Source organism: Streptomyces sp. NPDC057136 (assembly GCF_042670885.1).
In the GTDB taxonomy this organism is placed as follows: Bacteria; Actinomycetota; Actinomycetes; order Streptomycetales; family Streptomycetaceae; genus Streptomyces.
Genome location: NZ_JBHUUV010000015.1, coordinates 1 through 19679, shown reverse-complemented (window position 1 = coordinate 19679; position 19679 = coordinate 1). Strand labels below are relative to the sequence as shown.

The following is a 19679-nucleotide window of genomic DNA, read 5'->3' as shown; positions in this document are numbered from 1 at the left end:
GCGCTGACCGTAGACCTGTGAGCCCCGCCGCTACGGCTGGGTGGCCGCGCTCCTCGCCAGGGCGCGTTCCTGGCGCTGCCTGCGCGCTCCGTAGCGGGTCCTGCCCTGCGGTTTGTAAACGGACAGGGCGGTCGCCACGAGAAGGACGAGGAGCGCGGCGCCGGACTGGATGACGAGCTGGGTCCTGAGCGCGTCGAACTCGCCCTGGGACCATCCCGTGTCGGTCGCCGCGCGGGCGATGTGGCTGATCGGGGGCATGTGCAGGATCAGGGCGCCGGTGGCCAGGACGTTGAGCGTGAGCTTCACGGTGACCCAGTAGTAGCGCAGGAGGCCCCAGCTCGTGCCGAGGGACGAGACGACACCGGTCACCAGCGAGGCGATAGACAGCGGAACGATCACGCTCCAGCCGGTCACGTCCATCGCGACGTACGCCGACCTCGCAGTCTGCGCGTCCTGGCTGGTCAGCCCGGTGATGGCCAGGGCGAGGAAGACCGCTACGGCGCCGAGCCAGCCGACGGAGGCCGTGACGTGAGCGGTCAGGGCGAGCTTGCGCGCCCGAGGGGACAGCGCCATCAGCCGTGGCCTCGCATGCCGCCACCGGAGAGGTGGATGGCCAGGAACGTGATGACAACGGCCACCGCGACGATCAGGAACGCGGTCACCCAGCGCGGCCTTCGGTGCTCCGGTTCGCCGCCGACGTGCGGGGCGGGGGGCTGGTTCGACATGGGGTCCTCCGGCTCGGTGACTGGGGAGTTGCTGCGGTAGCCACCTTTTGCGAGACAATGTGTCTCTGTCAAGTCATGGTGTCACGTCATCGTCGTCCCGTACATTGAGGGAATGCCGAAGCTGTGGAACGAGACGATCGAGGCGCATCGCCACGCGGTGCGGGAGGCGACGCTGGACGCCACGGCGACGTTGGTCGCCGAGCATGGGCTGCTGTCGGTGACGATGTCGCGCATCGCTCAGGAGACCGGCATCGGGCGCGCGACGCTGTACAAGTACTTCCCGGACGTCGAGTCGATCCTCGCGGCCTGGCATGAGCGACAGGTCAGCGAGCATCTCGCACGCCTCCTGGCGGTGCGGGATCAGGCCGGAGGCCCGTGGCAGCGGTTGCAGGGCGTCCTGGAGACGTACGCGCTCATCTCGTACGAGCGGCGCGGCGGACACCACGGCGCCGATGTCGCCGCGCTTCTGCACCAGGGCGAGCACATCGCGCAGGCTCACCAGCAGCTCTTCGGGCTGGTCCGGGACCTGCTCGCCGAGTGCGCCGAGAGCGGCGCCCTGCGGACCGACGTCTCACCGGACGAACTCGCCGGCTACACCCTGCATGCTCTCGGCGCGGCCGGCGGCCTTCCCTCGAAGGCGGCCGTACGCAGGCTGGTCGGGGTCACGATGGCCGGCCTGCGGCCCGCATCCGGCCCCATCGAAGAAGTTCCCGTCGACGAGACCGTGGTCGATCAAACGGGCCATCCTCACCATCACGGGCACCAAGGACGCCACTGATCGGTCGGGCATGGGCGCGGCCATTCAAGGCGTGCCGGCGGGCCCCTGGGTGAGCGGATGCAAGTCCTGCCACCAAGTGGAAGCGGCCCGACCGGATTGCCCGGCCGGGCCGCCTTCGTCTCGGCTCACACCACGTCAGCCGACTGGGCGGGCCTCGTGCTCACCGGTCCGCCGTGCGGCGGCTACCAGTGCGTCCGTGTGTACTTCGGCATCCTCGTCGAACCGGACAGTGCTGCGCCCGCCGCCCATGTCGCAGGAAACCGGAGCGTGCCGGGCCGCAGGTACCTAGGTCGATCTTGGAGTCGCCGCTGAGCTCGACGGTCTCCTGGACGCCGAGCTCGGGGATGGTGAAGGCCCGTGCGCAGCCACCGGAGTCCTTGCCGCGCGATAGGTGCGATGGGGAGTCCGGCCTTCGCGGTTCGGGGCGCAGAAGTCCGTCACCGTCAGGGTGATCACCTGCCGTCCGCAGGCATCGACGCGCACGGGCGCGTCGTTCGGGGCGGGCTCCTGAGCGCCGCCCGCGCCCTCGGCGCTTGCCGAGGCGCCGGGCTCGGGTGAGAAGACGGGCACTGCCGCCGGCGTGCTCGTACCTCGTGGTTGAGGCTGGCCCAGCCGCCCGACTGGAGGTCAGCCGTCACGGTCCAGACCGCGACGGCCAGGGCGGCCACGCCCGCTGAGTGCGGCCGGCTGACCCGGCAGCGCCCTGCCGGTGCGTCGGAGAAGGTGGCCGAGAGTGGCAAACGGCGGTGCCGTTCCGAGGACGAAGTTCGCTCCGGCCACCGGCGAGCCGGAGGCCACGGTGATCAGCTTGACGGGCAGCGTCGATCGCACGGGACCGGAGCGGTGGCAAGGCCAGCCAGGAGGGGAGTGGTCCTTCGCGAGACTTCAACCATTGAGGCGCCATATACCCCTGGGGGGTATATGGTTGCGATCGTCGTCCTGAACGGGCGACGCCAGAAGGCGCATCACACCGATGGAGATGTCATGAGGAATCACTCCGGCGACGACCAGACCAACCGCGGCGGTCACGGGAGCCATGGCGGCCACGGCGGAGCTCAGCCCGGTGGGCTGTCGGTCTCCGAGAACGGATACTCCCTCGAGCTCGACTCGACGCTCCTCACCGCCGGCGTGCAGCCGGTCGGCTTCCGGGTGATCGGCCCCGACGGGCAGGCGGTGGCCGAGTTCACGCCCGAGCACAAAAAGGAGCTGCACTTCATCGCCGTCCGGCGCGACACGGCCGGGTTCCAGCACGTGCACCAGGTGAGGGACGAGAAGGGCACCTGGAGCGTCGAGCTGGCCCTGCAACCGGGGGACTGGAGGTTCTTCGCCGACATCCACCCGGTCGGCCACGACGGGACCATGACGCTGGGGATCGACGCCGCGGTCGCCGGGCCCTATGACCCGCAGCCGCTCCCCGAGGTCACCGGGATCGCACAGATCGGCGAGTACGCCATCGCGCTCGACGGCGAACTCCTGGCCGGCGAGACGAGCGAGCTCACCCTCACCGTCAGCCGGAACGGCCGCCCCGTCACCGACCTGCAGCCCTACCTGGCCGCGTATGGGCACCTGGTGGCACTGCGGGTCGGCGACCTGGGCTACCTCCACGTCCACCCGGAGGGCGAACCCGGTGACGGCGCCACCGCACCGGGACCCCGGATCGCCTTCATGGCGTCCGCGCCTTCGGCCGGTACCTACCGTCTGTACCTGGACTTCCAGCACGACGACGTCGTCCGGACGGCCGAGTTCACGGTGCGGGCCAGCGCGACCACCCCTCGCCCGGACGCGGGATCCCAGGCCGCCCCCGAGCACGATGGCCGCCACCACGGCGACCACGCACACCACTGACCGCATGAACGCCACCGATCACCTGCCGCGGCACACGACGCGAACAAGGGGCGCTCGGCTCGTCGAGCCTCACCGCGCCCAGCACATCCCCACGCCGGAAGGAGCATCATGCCCCGCCTGACCCGACTCACCCCCGACACGGCCGTCGGTGCCTCCCGTGATCTCCTCGCCGACCTGGTCTCCCGCCACGGCCAGATCGGTGACATGGTCGCCACGATGGCGCACTCGCCGGCTGTACTGGGCGGCTATCTCCAGCTCAGCCGGGCCATGGGACGCGCCAAACTCGACCGCAGGATCAGCGAACGGATCTCGATCGCCATCCAGGCCCTGCAGGGATGCGGGCTGTGCCTCCACGCGCACGTCACTGCCGCCCGCGCCATGGGAGTGGACGAGGAGGAGATCGAGCGAGCGCACGCGGGAACCTCGGCCGATCCCGCGATCGCGGCGATCATCACCCTCGCTCTCCAGGTCTATCGCGAGCCGACCTCCATCACCGACGAACAGGTCGGCGCGCTGCGTGAGTACGGCTACAGCGACCGCGTGATAGCCGATGTCGTCGGCGTCGTCGCACTCAACATCCTCACCGGCGCCTTCAACCTGCTCGCCGGCCTCACACCGGGGAGCGAGACCGGTGCGTAGAGACACCCCTGCCTGTACTCGCGGGACACGGCCTCCCCACCGGGGCCGTGCCCCGAGGCATGGACACGGAAGGAACCCGCCATGCGTCTGTTCGCCATCCGCGACTACCGCCACCTGTTCGGTGCCCAGGTCATCGCCCTGTTCGGTACCGGGCTGACCACAGTGGCCCTCGGGCTGCTCGCCTACGACCTCACGGGCCCGCGCGCCGGCATGGTTCTCGGCACCGCCCTGACGATCAAGATGGTCATGTACGTGGTCATAGCCCCGTTGGCTGCCGCGTACGTCGACCGGCTCCCCAGGAGAACTCTCCTGGTCCTCCTCGACGTGGTCCGCGGTGCGGTGGTCCTGGCACTGCCGCTCGTCAGCGAGGTCTGGCACATCTACGTCCTGATCGGCCTGCTCCAGGCCGGCTCCGCGGCGTTCACCCCGACGTTCCAGGCCGTCATCCCCGACATCGTCACCGACGAGTCCGACTACACGCGTGCCCTGTCCGCCTCCCAGGTCGCCTCCACCATGGAGAGCCTGCTCAGCCCCGTGCTGGCAGCCGTCGCCCTGACGTTCATGAGCTTCGACCGGCTGTTCCTCGGCACCTCCGCGGGATTCCTCATCTCCGCCCTGCTCGTCCTGTCGACGCGCATCCCCGAGGCCAGGCCCAGCACCCACACCAAGGCATGGGACAAGGCGTCAGCGGGAATCAGGATCTTCCTCAGGACGCCGCGGCTGCGCGGCATCATGGCGCTCAACCTCGTGGTCGCGGCGGCAGGGTCGATCGTCGTCGTCAACACCGTCAACTACGTCCGTGACGAGCTCGGCGGCTCCCAGCGGGACGTCGCCTGGATGCTCGCCGCCTCCGGCACCGGAACCCTCCTGGCCGCCCTCGCGCTGCCCCGCGTTCTCGACCGGATCGCCGCCCGCACCGTCATGATGACCGGCGCCGGGGTCCTCGTCGGCGGCACGACCGCCGCGGTGACGCTCATCGCGGCCGGCCTCACCACCTGGACCGGTACGGCGATCATCTGGACCGTGATCGGCATCGGCATGGCACTGATCATCACGCCGACCGGCAAGGTCCTGCGCGCCTCCGTCGGACGGAACGCGATCCCCGAGGCATTCGCGGCCCAGTTCTCCCTGTCGCACCTGCCCTGGCTGATCACCTATCCCGTCGCGGGATGGCTCGGCACGAACGCAGGCTTCGCCCTTACCTGGTCCGTCCTCGTGGTCCTCGCCGCAGCGGGAGCGGCCGGCGCGCTGCTCCTGTGGCCGCGCCACGACGGACGAGGAGCCATGACCAGCCCCATGACAACCACCCGGCACGCCCTCACCACGGACCGGTCCACCCTGTCCAAGGCCGCGTGAAGCGCCGAGTACAGCCCACGAATGATGATCCTGGCCTATGCGGTCGCGGTGGCTATGGAGAGACGGAATGGGGATCCCCTGGTGAGGTGGAGGTGCGCGAGAACGGTCCGCGCCGCCGCTTTTGGGGAGCCGGGCAGGGACCGTGGCCCACGTCCGGCGTCGCTACGGCAAGGCGGCACGTCATCGTCCGCTGCGCCGTTCGCTCCGGACGCTCACCCGTGCGTGAGGTGCCCGGGCTCCGTAATCTCCTACTGCCGCGCGCGATGCCGCTCATCCGGCGCCGGTACTCGTCGCCGTCGATCCGCCCGTGCAGCAGGAGCCCGGTGCACCAGCGCTCCGTGGCCGCAAGGCCGGCACCGGGCCCCCGAAGCCGGGCGAGGGGAGGGAAGCGGCTCTCGTCCGTGCTGATCAGGCGAGCGATGTCATACCAGAGGGCAGCCGCGATCAGAACCCCCACGAGCGCAGCCAACAGTGCCACCACCACGGTCCTCACCGCTGCGGTACGAAACCGGAAGTTCCTCCACTCCATTGTCCTGCGAGGTGGCCTCTACGTGGGGAGGGAGCTGCTCAGGGCGGGGAGTACGGGTCCTGCGGCGAGGCCGAGCCCCACGGAGATGGCGGTGGCCGCGTAGGCGACGGCTCGCGCCGGGCGGTCGCCGTCGACGAGATCGTCATTGCCGCCCCGAGACACCGCGGGCACGATCCAGCGCAGGTAGTAGAAGAGCGAGGCGACGGTGTTGACGGCAGCCAGGACTGCCAGCCAGGCGTATCCGCCGTCGAACGCGGCGCTGAATGCCTCCAGTTTGCCGACGAAGACGGCCGTGGGCGGTGTGCCGACGAGTCCGAGGAGGCAGATGACGAGGCTCGCGGCCAGGAGCGGGCGCTTGCGGGCGAGGCCGCGGTAGTCGCCGATCCGGCCGGCCCGGGGGAGGGCGCAGACTACGGCGAAGGCGCCCAGATTCGTTACGGCGTACGCGGCCACGTAGTAGAGCAACGCTTCCTGGGCAAAGTCCGACCGGCCGGCCACCGCGACGGGCAGCAGGAGGTAGCCGACCTGGCTGATGGTCGAGTAAGCGAGGAGCCGTTTGACGTCGTTCTGGAAGAAGGCGGCCAGGTTGCCCAGCGTCATCGAGGCCGCTGCCACCACGGAGATCACCGCTGCCCACGGCATTCCGCTGTCGGCTAGGACTGCCTCACCGAGTCGTAGCAGCGCCGCGAGCGCGCCGATCTTCGGGATGGTGGTCAGGAACGCGGCGACCGGAGCGGTGCTGCCCTGGACCGTGTCAGGTACCCAGAAGTGGGCCGGGACGGCGCCGGCCTTGAATAGCACGCCGGCGAGTAGGCCGACGGCCCCGGCTGCGACGAGCGCCTCCGGTGCTTCCGGCAGCGCGGGACCGAGGATTGGGTAGCCGGTGGCCCGTCCCGCCGCGTACAGCACGGTGATGCCGGCCAGTATGAGGATGCCGAACAGGGCGCCGATCACGTAGTACTTGAGCGCGGCCTCGGTTCCCGGGCCGTCCTTGCGGAAGCCGGCGAGCGTGTAGGCGGGGATGCTCGCGAGAAGGTATCCGGCGGCGAGCAGCAGAAGGTCCTGGGTGCCGGCCATGACGAGCGCGCCGAGGGCGGAGAGCTGGAGCAGGACGTAGAACTCGCTCTCGCGCGGGTGGGCGTGGAACGGTCCGGCGGAGAGGGCGAGGACGAGCAGGAGAGCGCCGAGCACTACGACGCGGGAGGTGTTCGTGACGGGGTCGATGGTGAACGCTTCGCCGAACGCGGTCACATCGGGCCGGGCAGCGGTGACGGCCGCCGCCACGATCCCTCCGCACGCTGCCACCGCCGCGAGGAGCCCCACGAGCCACTGGCGGTTGCGCGGCAGCCAGGCGCCGAGCAGGAGCCCGAGGACGGCCGAGGCGGCGAGGAACACTTCGGGGAGGATGTCGAGCGGGTTCTCGTTCGTGCCGTCCATGCCGGTCATCGGGCGAGCTGCTCAAGGACCGTACGCGATGCCGGTTCGATGACGTCGAGCAGGAAGCGCGGCGCGATGCCGAGGAGTACGGCGAGCACGAGGAGCGGAACGACGGCCGCGTTCTCATGGAAACGCATGTCCGTGAACGGGCGGGGCGTGGCGGGAGCGTCCGGCAGTCGTAGGGGCCCCATCAGGATGTTCCGCAGCGCGCGCAGGAACAGGCCGGCCGTGAGCAGGATGCCGACGACGGAGAGGGAGGTGGCCAGCGGTCGTGGCCCGAGCGTGCCGGTGAAGATCTGGAACTCGGCGATGAAGCCGGAGAACCCGGGCAGGCCGAGGGACGCGAAGGCCGCCATGCCGGTCAGGGCGGCGAAGACGGGTGCGACGGCGACCACACCGCCGTACGCGCCCATGTCGTGTGTCCGCCCCCGCTCGTACAGCGCACCGGCGAGGAGGAAGAGTGCGCCGGTGATCAGGCCGTGGCTGACCATTTGGGTGACCGATCCCGTGATCGCGAGGGAGCGGGCCTGGGCGGAGGTGTCGGCGGTGGCGGCGGCGGCGCCGACGGCCAGGACGATGTACCCCATGTGATTGACCGAGGTGTACGCGATCATGCGCTTGAAGTCGGTCTGGGCGAGCGCCACCAGCGCGCCGTGGAGGACGGACAGGACTCCGACGACGACGAGGATTAGTGCGTAGCGCCGCCAGGCGTCCGGCAGCATGGGCATGGCGATGCGGAGGAACCCGTACGTCCCCATCTTCAGGAGGACCCCGGCCAGGATCGCGGAGCCGGCGGCGGGTGCCTCGGTGTGGGCGGGCGGCAGCCAGGTGTGGAACGGGATCGTTGGTGTCTTCACGGCCAGGCCGACGACGATGGCCAGCAGGACCAGCGCGGCGTAGGCCGATCGCCCGGCAAGTGGGTTCTGTCGTGTGAGGTCGACCATGTCGAAGGTGTGCGGGGTGGCGGCCAGGTAGAGGCCGATGAAGCCGAGCAGCAGCGCGAGCGATCCTGTGAAGGTGTAGAGGAAGAACTTCAGTGCGGCCCGCTTGGCATCGCGGTGGCCCCATCCGGCGATGACGAAGTACATCGCCACGATCGACAGGTCGAAGAAGACGAAGAAGAGGATCAGGTCGAGCGAGACGAACAGCCCGAGGCACGTGGTCTGGAGGAAGAGGAAGAGCGCGGCGAACTCGCGGAAGCGGCGGTTCTCGCGGAGCGAGTACAGCGCGCAGGCGAGGAACAGGACGCAGGTGAGGGCGAGCAGAGGCAGGGACAGGCCGTCGACGCCGATGTGGTACCCGACGCCCGCGTTGGGGATCCAGCGGGCCCGTACCTCGTACTGCATGCCGCCGCCGGTCCGGTATCCGGCCCACACGGCGACGACCAGGCCGAGTTCGACCGCAGTAGTGGCCACCCACACGGTGCGCAGCGCCTGGACGGGGGTGCGGGAGGGCAGGGCGAGGAGCAGCAGGGCGACTGCGGTCGGGACGAAGACGAGGGCGGTGAGCAACAGTTACCTCACGAGGACGAGCACGACGGCGAGGACGGAGAAGGCCGCAACGGCCTGGGCGAGGTACTGGTGGAGCTGGCCGGTCTGTGGGCGGCGGGCCCATCCACCGAGCCGCCGGGCGGCGGTGGCGACGCCCTGGACCGCTCCGTCGATCGCTCGCTCGACGAACTGGTTCGTCCATCGGGCGAAGCCGACTGCGCCCTGGGCCGCGGCTTCCGCTGCGCGGTCGAGGACGCGGTCGTCGAACGTGGCGGCGGCGCGAGCCGCCGCCAGAGCGGGGGAGACGAGAAGGACATGGGCGGCGTGTTCCAGGCCCAGCCACTCACGGCCCAGCCGCTTCACGCGGAACGGCAGCGGAAGCGGGCGGGTGCCCCAGGTCCAGGCCGCGGCGGCTGCCGCGAGTGCGAGGGCGCTGGACAGGGCGAACTCCCATACGTGCGGACTTGGTTGAGGACCTGTGTCGAGATATCGGGTGAGTGCATCGCGTACGGGCGGAAAGGCCACGGGTGTCAGCGCGACGCACGCGGCGGCGAGCAGAGCGAGCGGGACCACGGCCCCGCCCGGAATCCGACGTCCGCCCGTCGCCCGCTGCTCCGGGCGGCCCCACACGAAGCGGAGGATCTTGACGCTGTAGACCGCGGAGAGGACGGCGGCGGCGAGCCCGGCCGCGTACAGCCACGGGCTGTCCTCCAGCGCCCCCGCGAGCAGCACATCCTTTGCTGCCCACAGGGAGAGCGGCGGAAGCCCGGCGAGCGACAGCGCGCCCACCGTGCAGAGCACACCGACCGCCCGGTGGGAGCGAGCGGCCCCGCGCAACGCGGGAAGCTGCTGCGTTCCCCACGCCGTGAGCCACGCGCCCGCTACGAGGAACAGCAGGCTCTTCGCGACGGCGTGCGCCATCAACTGCAATGCCCCGCCGGTGGTCGCTCCGGCGCCGGCGGCGAGGACCATGAACCCGATCTGGGCGCAGGTCGATGCGGCGAGCAGCTGCTTGAAGTCGCTCTGCGCCACGGCGACCAGGCCCAGGGCGACGGCAGTCGCGGCACCCACCCATGAGGCCGCGCTCGCGCCCCAGCCAGAGGCGTCCAGCAGCGGTCTCATCCGCAGCAGCAGATACGCACCCGCGACCACCATCGCCGCCGAGTGCAGCAGCGCCGACACCGGACTCGGGCCCTGCATGGCCCGCGACAGCCAGAAACTGAAGGGGAGCTGCGCGGACTTGCCGAGCGCCGCGACCAGAAGGCCCGCCGTCACGAACGACAGCCACGGCTCGGCCGTGCGCGCGAGCCCATCGAGGGCGAGCGGACCGGGCACTGCCGCGAGGGCCGCGCCCGCGGCGAGGTAGAGCCCCAGGTCGGCGGTGCGGGTGGTCAGGAAGGCGGTGTCGGCGGCTGCGGTGCGTTCCGGCTCACGCCACCAGTAGCCGATGAGCGCCCAGGAGGTGGCGCCCATCGCCTCCCAGGCCATGAGCAGGACGGGCAGGGTGGTCGCCGTGACGGTGACGAGCATGCTCCCCGCGAAGAGCAGCATCAGCCCGAAGAACCGGGCCCGTGCCGCGTCCGCGCCGAACTCCGCCAGGCTGAACAGCAGTACCGCGAGGGTGATGGCGGTGACGGTGACGACGAGGGCGCCGGAGAGACCGTCCACCGCCAGTCGTAGCGGGAGCCCCTCCAGGAGCGGCGCCTCGACGGCCGGATGCCGGACGGCGGCGGTCACCGCCAGCGCCAGAGACGCGACCGCGACCACCACGGCGATGCCAGGCGCCCAGCGGTCGGCGGCCCGTCCGGCCAGAGCGAGCGCGACCCCGGCGGTCAGCGGCAGAGCGACCAGCGCCCACAGCACGAGGCTCACTCCCTCAGCTCCGCCGCCATGTCCGTCATGTCAATCTCACGGGACCTGAAGAGGGCCGTCACGACGGCGAATCCGATCGCCATCTCCACCGCCATGGCCGTGATGGCGACCACGATCAGGACCTGCCCGTCGGCCGTGTCCGGAGCGACGTAGTGCCAGGCGGCGCCGGCCGCGAGCATCACCCCGCCCAGCATCAGTTCCAGGCCCATCATCAGCATCACGATCGACTGCTGGGTCAGCGCCCCGAACAGCCCGACGCAGAAGAGTGCGGCGGCGACGATCAGGAACAGCTCCAGACTCATCGGCCCACCCCGCCGCGCACCGGGTCATCGGGCCGGGCCGCCCGGAGATCGTCGCCGAGGCGGTCGTATCTGCCGCGCCGGGTGGACAGCACTACGGTCGCGACGATCGTCGCGAACAGCGCCATGCCCAGCGTCATCATGGTCAGCATCTGCGGCCCCATCAGGGACATGCCGAGATCCATGGTCGGGTCGGGGGGAGCCTGCCCGCGCCGAGGCGGCCATGGCGCGAGGAGGACGCCGGCGACGAGCAGGGCGAACGCCAGGGCGCAGATGACGGCCGCTCCCCGCTTGTTGTGGATCATCGTCATCGGCATGAGACCGGCCGGGTTCATCATGAACATGATCATGAAGACGGCCATGATGGCCATCTCGATCGTCATCATCAGCACGGTGACGATGCCGAGGTAGTCGAGCCCGAGCACGATCAGCTCCCCGCCCACGCACAGCAGGGCCGTGAGCAGCGAGAACGTGGCGCGCGCCATCGAGTCGAAACGGAACACCATGATGCCGCTCGCCACGGCGAGAACCGCCAGCACCCAGAACGCCGCCGTCGTCATCGCTCCCTCACCGTCCCAGCACCACCACGGCCACCACCAACGCCTGTGCCACCGCCAGAGGCGTCAGGACCACCCAGGCCAGCTCCACGTAGCGCTCCATTCGTACGGTCGGGATCCGGCGCCGGACCCATACGAGGAACGCGAGCACAGCGGCCGTCTTGACCACCGTCCACGCCCAGTCGGGCAGGAGCGGACCGTGCCCACCGCCCAGGAACAGTGGTACGGAGAAGGCGGCGGCGACCACGAGCATCAGCCACCGGCCGCCGAGGAACACCAGCCGGTCCACCCCGGACAGTTCGGCCGCCGCGCCGCCCGCCGCGTCCGCGCCCGCCGGCTGGTCGAACGGACCCCAGAAGGCCATGGCGAGCGCGCTCAGCAGATAGATCCCGAACGCCGCCGGCATCCACACCGCGAACCACAGCCCGGCCTGGGCATTCACCACCGCGCCCACCCGCAACGACTCCGCTCCGAGCGCCGCGGTCGTGATCGCCAGCATGTGCGGCAGCTCGTACGCCAGCCCCTGGGCGAGGAAACGGTATCCGCCGATCAGCGACAGGGCCGAGTTCGGCCCCCAGCCCGCCAGCCACACGGCCGCCCACGCCAGCGCTTCCATGGCGTTGAACCACACGATCCCGTCCGGCAGGTCGGAGACCGACCGGAAACCGAAGGGGAGGACGACGGCGGCGAGCACGGCGGCGACCGGGAGGAGCGTCGTCCCCAGCCGTACGAGAGGGACATCGGCCGCCCTGGTGACCCGCCGCTGCTGCACCAGCAGCCGCAGCACCTCACGGCCCGGCCCGGCCGACCTCGCATCGACGGTCGCCACGCCCATCGCGACCAGCGCCAGTGCGACAGGCAGGACGAGTACCGCCCACAGCGGAGCCGGTTCAGCCATGTGTATGGCCCCTCGGTGTGTGTTGCGCGGCCAGCTCGTCGAGATCGGGGTCGAGGCTCGCGACGATGAGCCGAGCGCAGGCGAACTCGGCGCCTTCGAGGAGACCGGGCAGCACGTCCAGGAGCGCTTGCGACGGTGGGACATCCGCGTCGACACGACCTCGGGGCCCAACCGGAGGGTGGTTGGCGAGCGGGGCGCGCTCGTCGATCTCGTCGAGGGCGCGTTCGATCTCGTCCAGCCAGGCGGTCAATCGGCTGTGCACGTCGCCGTCGGCCAGTAACGCGGGTCCCGTGACCTGGTGGTCATGCGCGTGCTCGACGGACAGCTCACCCACGCCCGCCGTGAGCCAGCGCAGAGTCCACGATCTGCGGACACACCGGACCAACGACCGTACGGTCGGACGGAGTTCGGTGGTCGGGGCGTCATCGAGGGCCCTGTCGCGGATGTGGCGTGCCTTGGCCGTCGTGGCACCCCAGCCGGCCACCCCGAGGAATCTGCCGACACTGTCGAGATGCGCCGCGCACCGCCGCCGGGCGGCCTCGCCGACTGTCACCGGCTCACCGGCCATGGCCCTGAGCCACGGCTCGCTCCAGAAGACAGGCTGGGACGAAGAAGGTGCGGAGACCGGCTCGATCTCGGCGCGCTGGACGACGTCACCCTGAAGCTCCACGCGCAGCATGAGCCCTGCCGGCCAGTTTGGAAGCGCCGGCCCGAGCGGTACGTGAAGCCGGTCGAGCCTCAACCCGTCCCGGTCGTCAGCTCGTTCCGCCATCGGCAATCCGGCTACGGCCCCCATGTGGTGGGCGTGATGGCCGTCCATTCCGCCGTGGGTGCTGCGGTCCTCATGGCCCTCGTCGTGCCCGTGAGTACCCGGCTCGTGAGCGCCACGGTCGTAATCGCGCCCGGCCTCAACATTCCCTGTCTCGTGAGCCCTCTGGTCCGTGGCCGGCTTCAGGAGCGCGGCATGCCCGTGGTCCAGGTCATGCGCCGCGTGCCGGGCATCCGTTACCGCCACCCGTGCTTTGGGCGCCGGAACGCCGAGCCACACGCGTTCCGCCCAGTCGTCCCCCCGTACGGGAACGGGGGTGCCGGCGAAGACGACGAGGTCCGCCGAAGCGGGTCCTGGGACCCACGGCCAGCCCCTGCGTGCGAGCTCGGCCTCGACGGCCAGCCGCTCACGCGTCGCACCGGCAGCCGTCACCAGCAGAACCCCCGGCCGCGCCAAGGCCGCCCTTGTGAAGCGCGTCCTCAGCTCCACCGGAACGCCCCCTCGCGCCACGCGTAACCGACGCCGGCGAGCAGCACGCCGAGGAAGAGGAACATCTCGACGACCGCCGGGGTACCCACGTCCGGGACGACCTTTGTCCACGGGTACATGAAGAGCATTTCCATGTCGAACGCGAGGAAGATCATCGTGACGGGATACCAGCGCACGTGGAACCGGGAGGCCGGGTGCTCCCGCGGCTCGAGTCCGCCGCTGAACGGGCCCGTGTGCAGCGGCTCGCGGACGGAACGGATGGTGGCCCCGAGACAGTGGAGCAGGAAGACCCCCACCACGACGAGCGCGAGCAGGAGCGCGACCGGCTCCCAGGCCGCGGCTTCCACGTGATCCCCTTCCCGGCGGGCTGACCGCTACCGGCTGCCATCGGCAGGCAGCATCTCAGCGCTCGCACCGCGAGAAGAGGTGCAACACGGGGCAGAACGTAACTTTCTCTCCATTGGTGCGCGTCTGCTGCTGGCGCGCGTGGCTGTGGCCGCCGGGGTGATCAGGACGTGGCGGGCACAACGAGCTTGTTGCAGAGGAGGTAGCCGGCGAGCGGGAAGATCATTGACCGTGACCATCGTCGGCGTGGCCCGATTCGGCGCTCTCTGTACCGTTGTCGGTCGCGACCTCGCTCGGCGTGGCGGCTCCACCAGGTGTGGTCGGCTCGCTGCCGGGCGGCGACGACGGTTCGGGCTTCGTCCCGTGGTCGTCACCTTCAGGTGTGCCGCCACCGTGGCTGTGCCCGCCACCCTCCGAGGTCTCGGCGCTCATACCGGACGCGAGCGTGCTCAGGCCGAAGTGACCGCCCCCGGCAAGGAGCAGGATGACCAGCCCGAGGGGGCTGAAGACCCGGCGGGCAGGAGTCTCGGCGTCCTTGAGCACGAAGGCGACGAACGAGACCACTATGCCCAGGGGCACGAGGACCGCGCCTCGCTCGGGGAAGTCCTCGAAGTGCTGGAGGCCACCGCTGAGCATGCCGATGCCGAAAGACAGCAAGAGCGAGGCACCGATCACCACCAGGGCGCGGGCCAGTGGCGGCCGGTCATGGGCCAGCAGAAACTCGTTGATCAGCGTGGCGACGAGGAAGACGAGGACGCCGATGATCGCGACCACGGTGTAACGGTCGGGGTCGAGGGGATGGTGGACGACGGCACCGCTGATCAGACCCGCGCCCACGAAGTACAGCACGTAACCGATGTAGCGGCCGGCCAGCGGTGCCGTGCGCTTGCGACGACGTGATCGTGCGGAGCGGCGGGCGGCGGCACGCCCTCCGGGGACGACGGACTCCGGTGCGGAGTGGTGGGGTGCGGGTCGGTCGGTGAGAAGGGACAAGGCAGCCTTCCAGGGACGAGCGGGGCATGAGCCAATGGCCCCGCGGCCGGCGTGGCGGTGGGGGCGGTCGGACCGCACGAGGGAGCGCCCGAGGCGTGGCCGGTGGCCGGACCGCGTTCGGACGTGAGGTGATGGCAGGCCGCTGAGCGGCTGCCGCGGGTGCGACCATGGCCCGCGGATCGAGAGAACCGCGGTGCCGTGCGTCGCACTCGCCTGCTAGATGCGCAGCACGACCGAGGCGGAGCAGGGAGGAAGGGAAGGCTGCGACGCAGCGGCGGGGAAACCCGCTCGGCCGGCCTCAGGGAGCCCGGGTTCAGGGTTGAGTGGTGACACGGCGGGGGGAGCGACGTCGAACCCCCCGGTGGGCTGCCCGGTTGCGCAGTCCGGCCCGAGGTGGCTCGACTCTCGGTCTTCGTCGTGCTCTTCGACGGAGGAGGGGAGCCGCTCGTGAAGGTGGTCGGCGGTCGTACCGGTCAGGACGCTGCCCGGCGAGAGATGCCCCGCACTGCTGTCGGCGTGAAGCGCGTGCGCGTACAGCAGAGCGAAGAGCAGCGCCCCCAGCCACAACAGACGCGCCCACGACGGAGACAAGGCACGCGTGCGCCGCTTGCTCACTGCCATCCGTTCCGTCACCACGGCGCGATCATAGCCAGGCTGTGTGACGCGTTGGACGGTGCGGGGCTCAGGACCGGCAGGAGGGGCGCGGGCTCAGTCCTCGACGGAGCCGACGTGCTCGTATCGGACGCGTCGAAGCCGACGTCGCCGTTGAGGTAGCGCTTCGGGGAGGTGCCTACGGTTCGGCGGAACGCCGCGAGAAACGCGCTTGGTGTCGCGTAGCCCACGGCGTGTGCGACCTGGGACACGGGTCGGCCCTCGGCGAGGAGCGGCAGGGCGGCCCGCAGCCGCACATGGGTGCGCCAGCGATCGAAACTCATGCCCGTGTCGTGGACGAACAGCCGTGTGAGGGTGCGTCGGCTCACTCCGATGGCCCGGGCGTGGGCTTCAAGGCTTCGCGGGTCCGCGGGATTGGTAAGCAGCGTGTCGGCCACGGCGCATACGCGTTCGTCGACGGGGCGTGGCACATCGATGGGCATGGTCGGCAAAGGGTGCAGCAGATCCAGGACGACCGCCTCTGCCCGCAGTCGTACGTCGTCGGTGAGGTCCTGCCGGTTGAGGTGGTGGATCAGGTGGGCCAGCAGCCCGTCGACGCGTACCGGCGTGGGTGCTGTCCAGGCCAGAGAGCACCGGTCCGGTTCGAGGTAGAGGCTGCGCAGCACCGCGTCGCGGGTCGCACCCGTCCGGTGCACAACCCCCGCTGGCAGCCACAGCGCCCGGGTGGGCGGCAGGACCCAGTAGGTGTCGTCGACGGCGACGCCGAGCACACCCGTGGCGTCCAGGCCAGCTGGTGCTGCGGGTGGCTGTGCGCGGGTATCCACTGCCCCGACGACAGGGGGAAGTTCCCCACGACGATCGCCCCCACCCCGGATGGGACGGCGCTTTCCACGGCCTCGGTCATGCGTCCCAACCTATGTCCTCAACGCGATATGACATGGCCTCATAGCGGATTGTGGCCAACTCGGCCGATGCATAGCGTCGTGGCATGCCGATCAGTCACTCGCTCCAAGTGCGCTGCCGCAGCACGGACATGCCGACCACGCTGACGGGACGCCCATCATGACCTCAGCATCGGCATCGACCCCTGCCGCAAGCACCGGCCGCCACCGGTCGGCGCTGATCGTGCTGTGCTTCGTGCAGTTCATGCTCGTCCTGGACGACAACGTGGTGAGCGTCGCTCTCCCCAGCATCCGGGACGATCTCGGCTTCAGTACCGCAACCCTCGCCTGGGTCGTCAACGCGTACTTCCTCGCATTCGGCGGGCTGTTGTTGCTGTTCGGCCGCGTGGCCGACCTGCTGGGCCGCCGACGGGTCTTCCTCAGCGGCGTGGCACTTTTCGGTGCGGCGAGCCTCGCCTGCGGCCTTGCCCAGGAGCCCTGGCAACTCGTGACCGGGCGGTTCGTCCAGGGAGCGGGCGCGGCCATGGCAGGCCCGGCCTCGTTGTCACTGATCACACTCCTGTTCCCCGGTACGCAGGAGCGTGCCAAGGCACTCGGTGTGTGGGGCGGCATCGCCGGGCTGGGCGGCACGATGGGCCTGGTGATCTCCGGTGCGCTGACCGGGTTCACCTCGTGGCGCTGGATCTTTCTGATCAACCTGCCTGTGGTCGTTCTGGCCCTTGCGCTGCTCCCGCGTCTCGTCGCCGAGAGCCGGGCCACCCGCCGGGCACGGCTGGACGTACCCGGTGCGGTATTGGGCACCGGCGCCGTCGTGTCCCTGGTCTACGGCCTGCTCCAGGCCGGGGAGTCGGGGTGGGGGGACGCGTCCGTTGTCGGGCCACTGCTCCTTGCCGGCGTCCTGGCCATCTCATTCCTCGTGGCCGAGTCACGCACAGCGTGGCCACTGGTGCCGCCCGCGTTCCTGGCCTTCCGGATCCGAGCCGTCGCCAACGGCGCGACCCTGCTGTTCTCCGCCGCCATGTACGCGATGGCCTTCCTGCTGATGATCCACGTGCAAACCGTGCTCGGTTACGGCCCGCTCAAGGCCGGTGTCTCCTACCTGCCCTACTGCGCCGGAATGCTCGCAGGCATGTGGCTGTCCTCCCGCGCGGTGATCAGGCTCGGGATGCGCCGGACCCTCGTCCTGTCCTTCCTGATCAGCTCAGCCGGACTGCTTCTGCTGGCCGGCGTGGCGCCGAGCGACAGTTACGCATCCGGCGTGCTGCCGGGCATGCTCGTCACGAGCCTCGGATGCGGCCTGAGCCTGCCCGCCCTGACAGTCGCCGCGCTCACGGGCACCACAGAAGAGGACGCCGGTCTCGGCTCAGCCGTCCTCAGCACCGTTCAACAAGTGGGTGGAGCCGTCGGCGTAGCGGTACTGGTCACCCTGGCCGCACGCCGCAGCGACGCCCTGGCCGACTCCACCGGCCCGCTGCACGTCGCGACGGAAGGCTTCTCGCTCGCGCTCACCGTCGCCGCCACCCTCCTCGCGCTCGGGGCCGCCCTCATCGCCACGTTGCTCACAGGACGCCGCTCGGGGGCCGCGGCCGACACTTACGAAGCACCAGCAGAACAGTACGAGGCGAGCCGTTCAGACGCCGGGAGGGCAGGCGACGAGCAGCGGCAACAGCGGAACGACGAGGGCGACGGACGCCACTGACCCCCGAAGAGCGGGGTGTGGGTCCCGGCGGGGACCCAAAATGCGCTTCATGCGGATGAGAGCAGTCGACCCACCCGCACCGAATGCGCCTTTCGGCGCCCGGCCCGCGGCCATCTCGTACATCGCCGTCGCAAGGACCTTGCGCGAGTGCCTCCGAAGCGCGCGGTCGTCCGCGACCATCTCCATGAGGACTGCCATCTGCTCTCGTGCGCGACGCGCGAGCGGTAGCCAGGGGAAGACGGTGGCGAAGGCTTCGACGGCTGCGATCAGCAGATGGTGCCGACCGACGACATGGGCCCGCTCGTGCTCCAGGACGGCGCCGAGCTGCTCTTCCGTGAGCAGGCGCACCGCCGCGTCGCTGACGACGACGCGGGAGCGGAAGCCCGGCAGGCAGTACGCCGCGGGAGTTTCGTGCGTCAGCACGGTGGCGCGAAGCCGGTCGCAGCGCACCGCCACCTTGTCGAGGCGGTCACGGTGTCGGGCCCGCACCAGCGCGGCGCGGGCGAGCTGCCAGAGGAAGGCGCCGACGACGGCGCCGAAGACGGCGAGGGGCATGGCCAGGGCCAGCCGGTCGGCAGTTGTGGGGTTGGGCGCGGGTGTCCCGGTGCCGCCGATGCCGCAGGCGTGCAGCAGTCCTATGAGACCGGCGTGCAGGTGCTCGGTGGGTGCGGCCAGCTGGGAGGCGGCGAGCGCCACCGCGAGCGTGAACGAGACCGTGAGGGCGAGCCACACGGCTGCGGCGAGACCGGGCGCCCGGTGCGGCCAGGCGCTGCGGAGGATCAGGGGTGGCGCGGCGACCCCCATCATGGCCGCGTACCCCAGGAGGGACGGGGCCGCGTTCACTGTTTCGCCCGTCGCCCGACGGTGCGCAAGGCTCTGCGGAGGGCCGCGAGCTCGTCGTCGTCCAGGTTCTCCACGAACTGGATGAGGGCGGCGGGCCGGTCGGCGCTGGCTTCCAGTCCGTCCTCCATCAGGGCAGCCGAGTAAGCCTCGCGGGTCGAGGCCGCCTTGTACGTCCAGATCCGGCGATCCCTGGTGCGTGTGAGGTAGCCCTTTTGAAAGAGGATGCTGGTGACGGTGGTCACGGTCGTGTAGGCGAGATCCCGGTGCAGGTTGATGTCGTCGACGACCTCACGCACGGTGGCGGGCCGGTTCCATCTCCAGAAGCGGTCCATGATCTCCGCCTCGAGCTCCCCCAGCCGCCGCATGGGCCCGTGTCCTCTCCGCTGATCGCTTGATCGGTTTCATAGTAGACGCGCAGCTCGCACCCGCCTCAGTACTGGGCTGTGGCGCTGTGCCTAGGATGGGCTCATGACCGTCGTCAAGAAGTCCCTGGGTTCGCCCCCCGCGCCGGGGGAACCACCCCGAGATTTTTTTTGGCGGGGTGTTGGGGGGCGGGGGAGACAACCCCAAGGGGGGGGGGTGTAAAAAAAAAAAAAACCAAC

Annotated in this window: 18 protein-coding genes and 1 pseudogene; 5 read left to right on the top strand and 14 right to left on the bottom strand. The window is 70.3% G+C overall.

The window, feature by feature from the left end; all coding sequences use genetic code 11:
* Positions 1–30: 30 nt before the first annotated feature.
* Both ACFT7S_RS19350 and ACFT7S_RS19345 read right to left on the bottom strand, forming a co-directional pair.
* Complete coding sequence (locus ACFT7S_RS19350) at positions 31–573, bottom strand: hypothetical protein (protein WP_382733293.1); 543 nt, start codon at positions 571–573, stop codon at positions 31–33.
* Positions 573–725, bottom strand: coding sequence for a hypothetical protein (locus ACFT7S_RS19345; RefSeq protein ID WP_267080643.1), 153 nt, complete (start codon positions 723–725; stop codon positions 573–575). The genes ACFT7S_RS19350 and ACFT7S_RS19345 overlap by 1 nt, the downstream gene beginning before the upstream one ends.
* Before the next feature lie 112 nt (positions 726–837).
* Between ACFT7S_RS19345 and ACFT7S_RS19340 the strand changes: the two genes are divergently transcribed.
* The 4 genes from ACFT7S_RS19340 (at position 838) to ACFT7S_RS19325 (ending at position 5343) form a co-directional block, all read left to right on the top strand.
* Positions 838–1503 (top strand): TetR/AcrR family transcriptional regulator, encoded by a 666-nt coding sequence (locus ACFT7S_RS19340; RefSeq protein WP_382733290.1) that lies wholly within the window; start codon positions 838–840, stop codon positions 1501–1503.
* A gap of 984 nt (positions 1504–2487) precedes the next feature.
* Positions 2488–3348: a hypothetical protein gene (locus ACFT7S_RS19335; protein WP_382733288.1), complete on the top strand. Its 861-nt coding sequence runs from the start codon at positions 2488–2490 to the stop codon at positions 3346–3348.
* A 108-nt stretch (positions 3349–3456) separates the two neighbouring features.
* Positions 3457–3987 (top strand): carboxymuconolactone decarboxylase family protein, encoded by a 531-nt coding sequence (locus ACFT7S_RS19330; RefSeq protein ID WP_382733285.1) that lies wholly within the window; start codon positions 3457–3459, stop codon positions 3985–3987.
* 81 nt (positions 3988–4068) lie between these two features.
* Positions 4069–5343 carry an MFS transporter gene (locus ACFT7S_RS19325; protein ID WP_382733282.1) on the top strand — a complete coding sequence of 425 codons (1275 nt, stop codon included), beginning with the start codon at positions 4069–4071 and terminating at the stop codon, positions 5341–5343.
* A gap of 547 nt (positions 5344–5890) precedes the next feature.
* Here ACFT7S_RS19325 and ACFT7S_RS19320 read toward each other — a convergent pair.
* From ACFT7S_RS19320 to ACFT7S_RS19275, 10 genes and pseudogenes are all read right to left on the bottom strand, one after another.
* Positions 5891–7309 (bottom strand): NADH-quinone oxidoreductase subunit N, encoded by a 1419-nt coding sequence (locus ACFT7S_RS19320; protein ID WP_382733572.1) that lies wholly within the window; start codon positions 7307–7309, stop codon positions 5891–5893.
* Between the two features lie 5 nt (positions 7310–7314).
* A complete protein-coding gene (locus ACFT7S_RS19315) occupies positions 7315–8820 on the bottom strand; it encodes a NuoM family protein (RefSeq protein WP_382733279.1) in 1506 nt (501 codons plus the stop codon).
* A gap of 3 nt (positions 8821–8823) precedes the next feature.
* Positions 8824–10671: an NADH-quinone oxidoreductase subunit L gene (locus ACFT7S_RS19310; protein ID WP_382733277.1), complete on the bottom strand. Its 1848-nt coding sequence runs from the start codon at positions 10669–10671 to the stop codon at positions 8824–8826.
* Positions 10668–10973, bottom strand: coding sequence for an NADH-quinone oxidoreductase subunit NuoK (locus tag ACFT7S_RS19305; protein WP_382733275.1), 306 nt, complete (start codon positions 10971–10973; stop codon positions 10668–10670). Before ACFT7S_RS19305 ends, ACFT7S_RS19310 begins: the two co-directional genes overlap by 4 nt.
* A complete protein-coding gene (locus ACFT7S_RS19300; RefSeq protein ID WP_382733272.1) occupies positions 10970–11530 on the bottom strand; it encodes an NADH-quinone oxidoreductase subunit J in 561 nt (186 codons plus the stop codon). The genes ACFT7S_RS19305 and ACFT7S_RS19300 overlap by 4 nt, the downstream gene beginning before the upstream one ends.
* A 7-nt stretch (positions 11531–11537) precedes the next feature.
* On the bottom strand, positions 11538–12425 hold the full coding sequence (locus ACFT7S_RS19295; RefSeq protein ID WP_382733270.1) for an NADH-quinone oxidoreductase subunit H: 888 nt from the start codon (positions 12423–12425) through the stop codon (positions 11538–11540).
* Positions 12418–13626 carry a hypothetical protein gene (locus ACFT7S_RS19290; RefSeq protein WP_382733267.1) on the bottom strand — a complete coding sequence of 403 codons (1209 nt, stop codon included), beginning with the start codon at positions 13624–13626 and terminating at the stop codon, positions 12418–12420. Before ACFT7S_RS19290 ends, ACFT7S_RS19295 begins: the two co-directional genes overlap by 8 nt.
* 47 nt (positions 13627–13673) lie before the next feature.
* A complete protein-coding gene (locus ACFT7S_RS19285; protein WP_382733264.1) occupies positions 13674–14030 on the bottom strand; it encodes an NADH-quinone oxidoreductase subunit A in 357 nt (118 codons plus the stop codon).
* Positions 14031–14250: 220 nt separating this feature from the next.
* Entirely contained in the window at positions 14251–15021 is a 771-nt protein-coding gene (locus ACFT7S_RS19280) for a hypothetical protein (protein ID WP_382733263.1), read from the bottom strand.
* Positions 15022–15779: 758 nt separating this feature from the next.
* Positions 15780–16537, bottom strand: a pseudogene (locus tag ACFT7S_RS19275) (AraC family transcriptional regulator); the annotation flags it as partial.
* 158 nt (positions 16538–16695) lie between these two features.
* Between ACFT7S_RS19275 and ACFT7S_RS19270 the strand changes: the two are divergent.
* Positions 16696–18234: an MFS transporter gene (locus ACFT7S_RS19270; RefSeq protein WP_382733261.1), complete on the top strand. Its 1539-nt coding sequence runs from the start codon at positions 16696–16698 to the stop codon at positions 18232–18234.
* Here ACFT7S_RS19270 and ACFT7S_RS19265 read toward each other — a convergent pair.
* Both ACFT7S_RS19265 and ACFT7S_RS19260 read right to left on the bottom strand, forming a co-directional pair.
* Positions 18166–19077 carry a M56 family metallopeptidase gene (locus ACFT7S_RS19265; RefSeq protein ID WP_382733258.1) on the bottom strand — a complete coding sequence of 304 codons (912 nt, stop codon included), beginning with the start codon at positions 19075–19077 and terminating at the stop codon, positions 18166–18168. The genes ACFT7S_RS19270 and ACFT7S_RS19265 overlap by 69 nt on opposite strands.
* Complete coding sequence (locus tag ACFT7S_RS19260; protein ID WP_382733255.1) at positions 19074–19442, bottom strand: BlaI/MecI/CopY family transcriptional regulator; 369 nt, start codon at positions 19440–19442, stop codon at positions 19074–19076. Before ACFT7S_RS19260 ends, ACFT7S_RS19265 begins: the two co-directional genes overlap by 4 nt.
* Positions 19443–19679: the final 237 nt, after the last annotated feature.

Bases quoted from the DNA above. Each gene is read 5' to 3' on its own strand.
- ACFT7S_RS19330 (WP_382733285.1), top strand. From the start codon at position 3,457: ATGCCCCGCCTGACCCGACTCACCCCCGACACGGCCGTCGGTGCCTCC.
- ACFT7S_RS19260 (WP_382733255.1), bottom strand. From the start codon at position 19,442: ATGCGGCGGCTGGGGGAGCTCGAGGCGGAGATCATGGACCGCTTCTGG.
- ACFT7S_RS19295 (WP_382733270.1), bottom strand. From the start codon at position 12,425: ATGGCTGAACCGGCTCCGCTGTGGGCGGTACTCGTCCTGCCTGTCGCA.
- ACFT7S_RS19350 (WP_382733293.1), bottom strand. From the start codon at position 573: ATGGCGCTGTCCCCTCGGGCGCGCAAGCTCGCCCTGACCGCTCACGTC.
- ACFT7S_RS19320 (WP_382733572.1), bottom strand. From the start codon at position 7,309: ATGGACGGCACGAACGAGAACCCGCTCGACATCCTCCCCGAAGTGTTC.
- ACFT7S_RS19340 (WP_382733290.1), top strand. From the start codon at position 838: ATGCCGAAGCTGTGGAACGAGACGATCGAGGCGCATCGCCACGCGGTG.
- ACFT7S_RS19345 (WP_267080643.1), bottom strand. From the start codon at position 725: ATGTCGAACCAGCCCCCCGCCCCGCACGTCGGCGGCGAACCGGAGCAC.
- ACFT7S_RS19270 (WP_382733261.1), top strand. From the start codon at position 16,696: ATGACCTCAGCATCGGCATCGACCCCTGCCGCAAGCACCGGCCGCCAC.
- ACFT7S_RS19300 (WP_382733272.1), bottom strand. From the start codon at position 11,530: ATGACGACGGCGGCGTTCTGGGTGCTGGCGGTTCTCGCCGTGGCGAGC.
- ACFT7S_RS19335 (WP_382733288.1), top strand. From the start codon at position 2,488: ATGAGGAATCACTCCGGCGACGACCAGACCAACCGCGGCGGTCACGGG.
- ACFT7S_RS19325 (WP_382733282.1), top strand. From the start codon at position 4,069: ATGCGTCTGTTCGCCATCCGCGACTACCGCCACCTGTTCGGTGCCCAG.
- ACFT7S_RS19305 (WP_382733275.1), bottom strand. From the start codon at position 10,973: ATGAGTCTGGAGCTGTTCCTGATCGTCGCCGCCGCACTCTTCTGCGTC.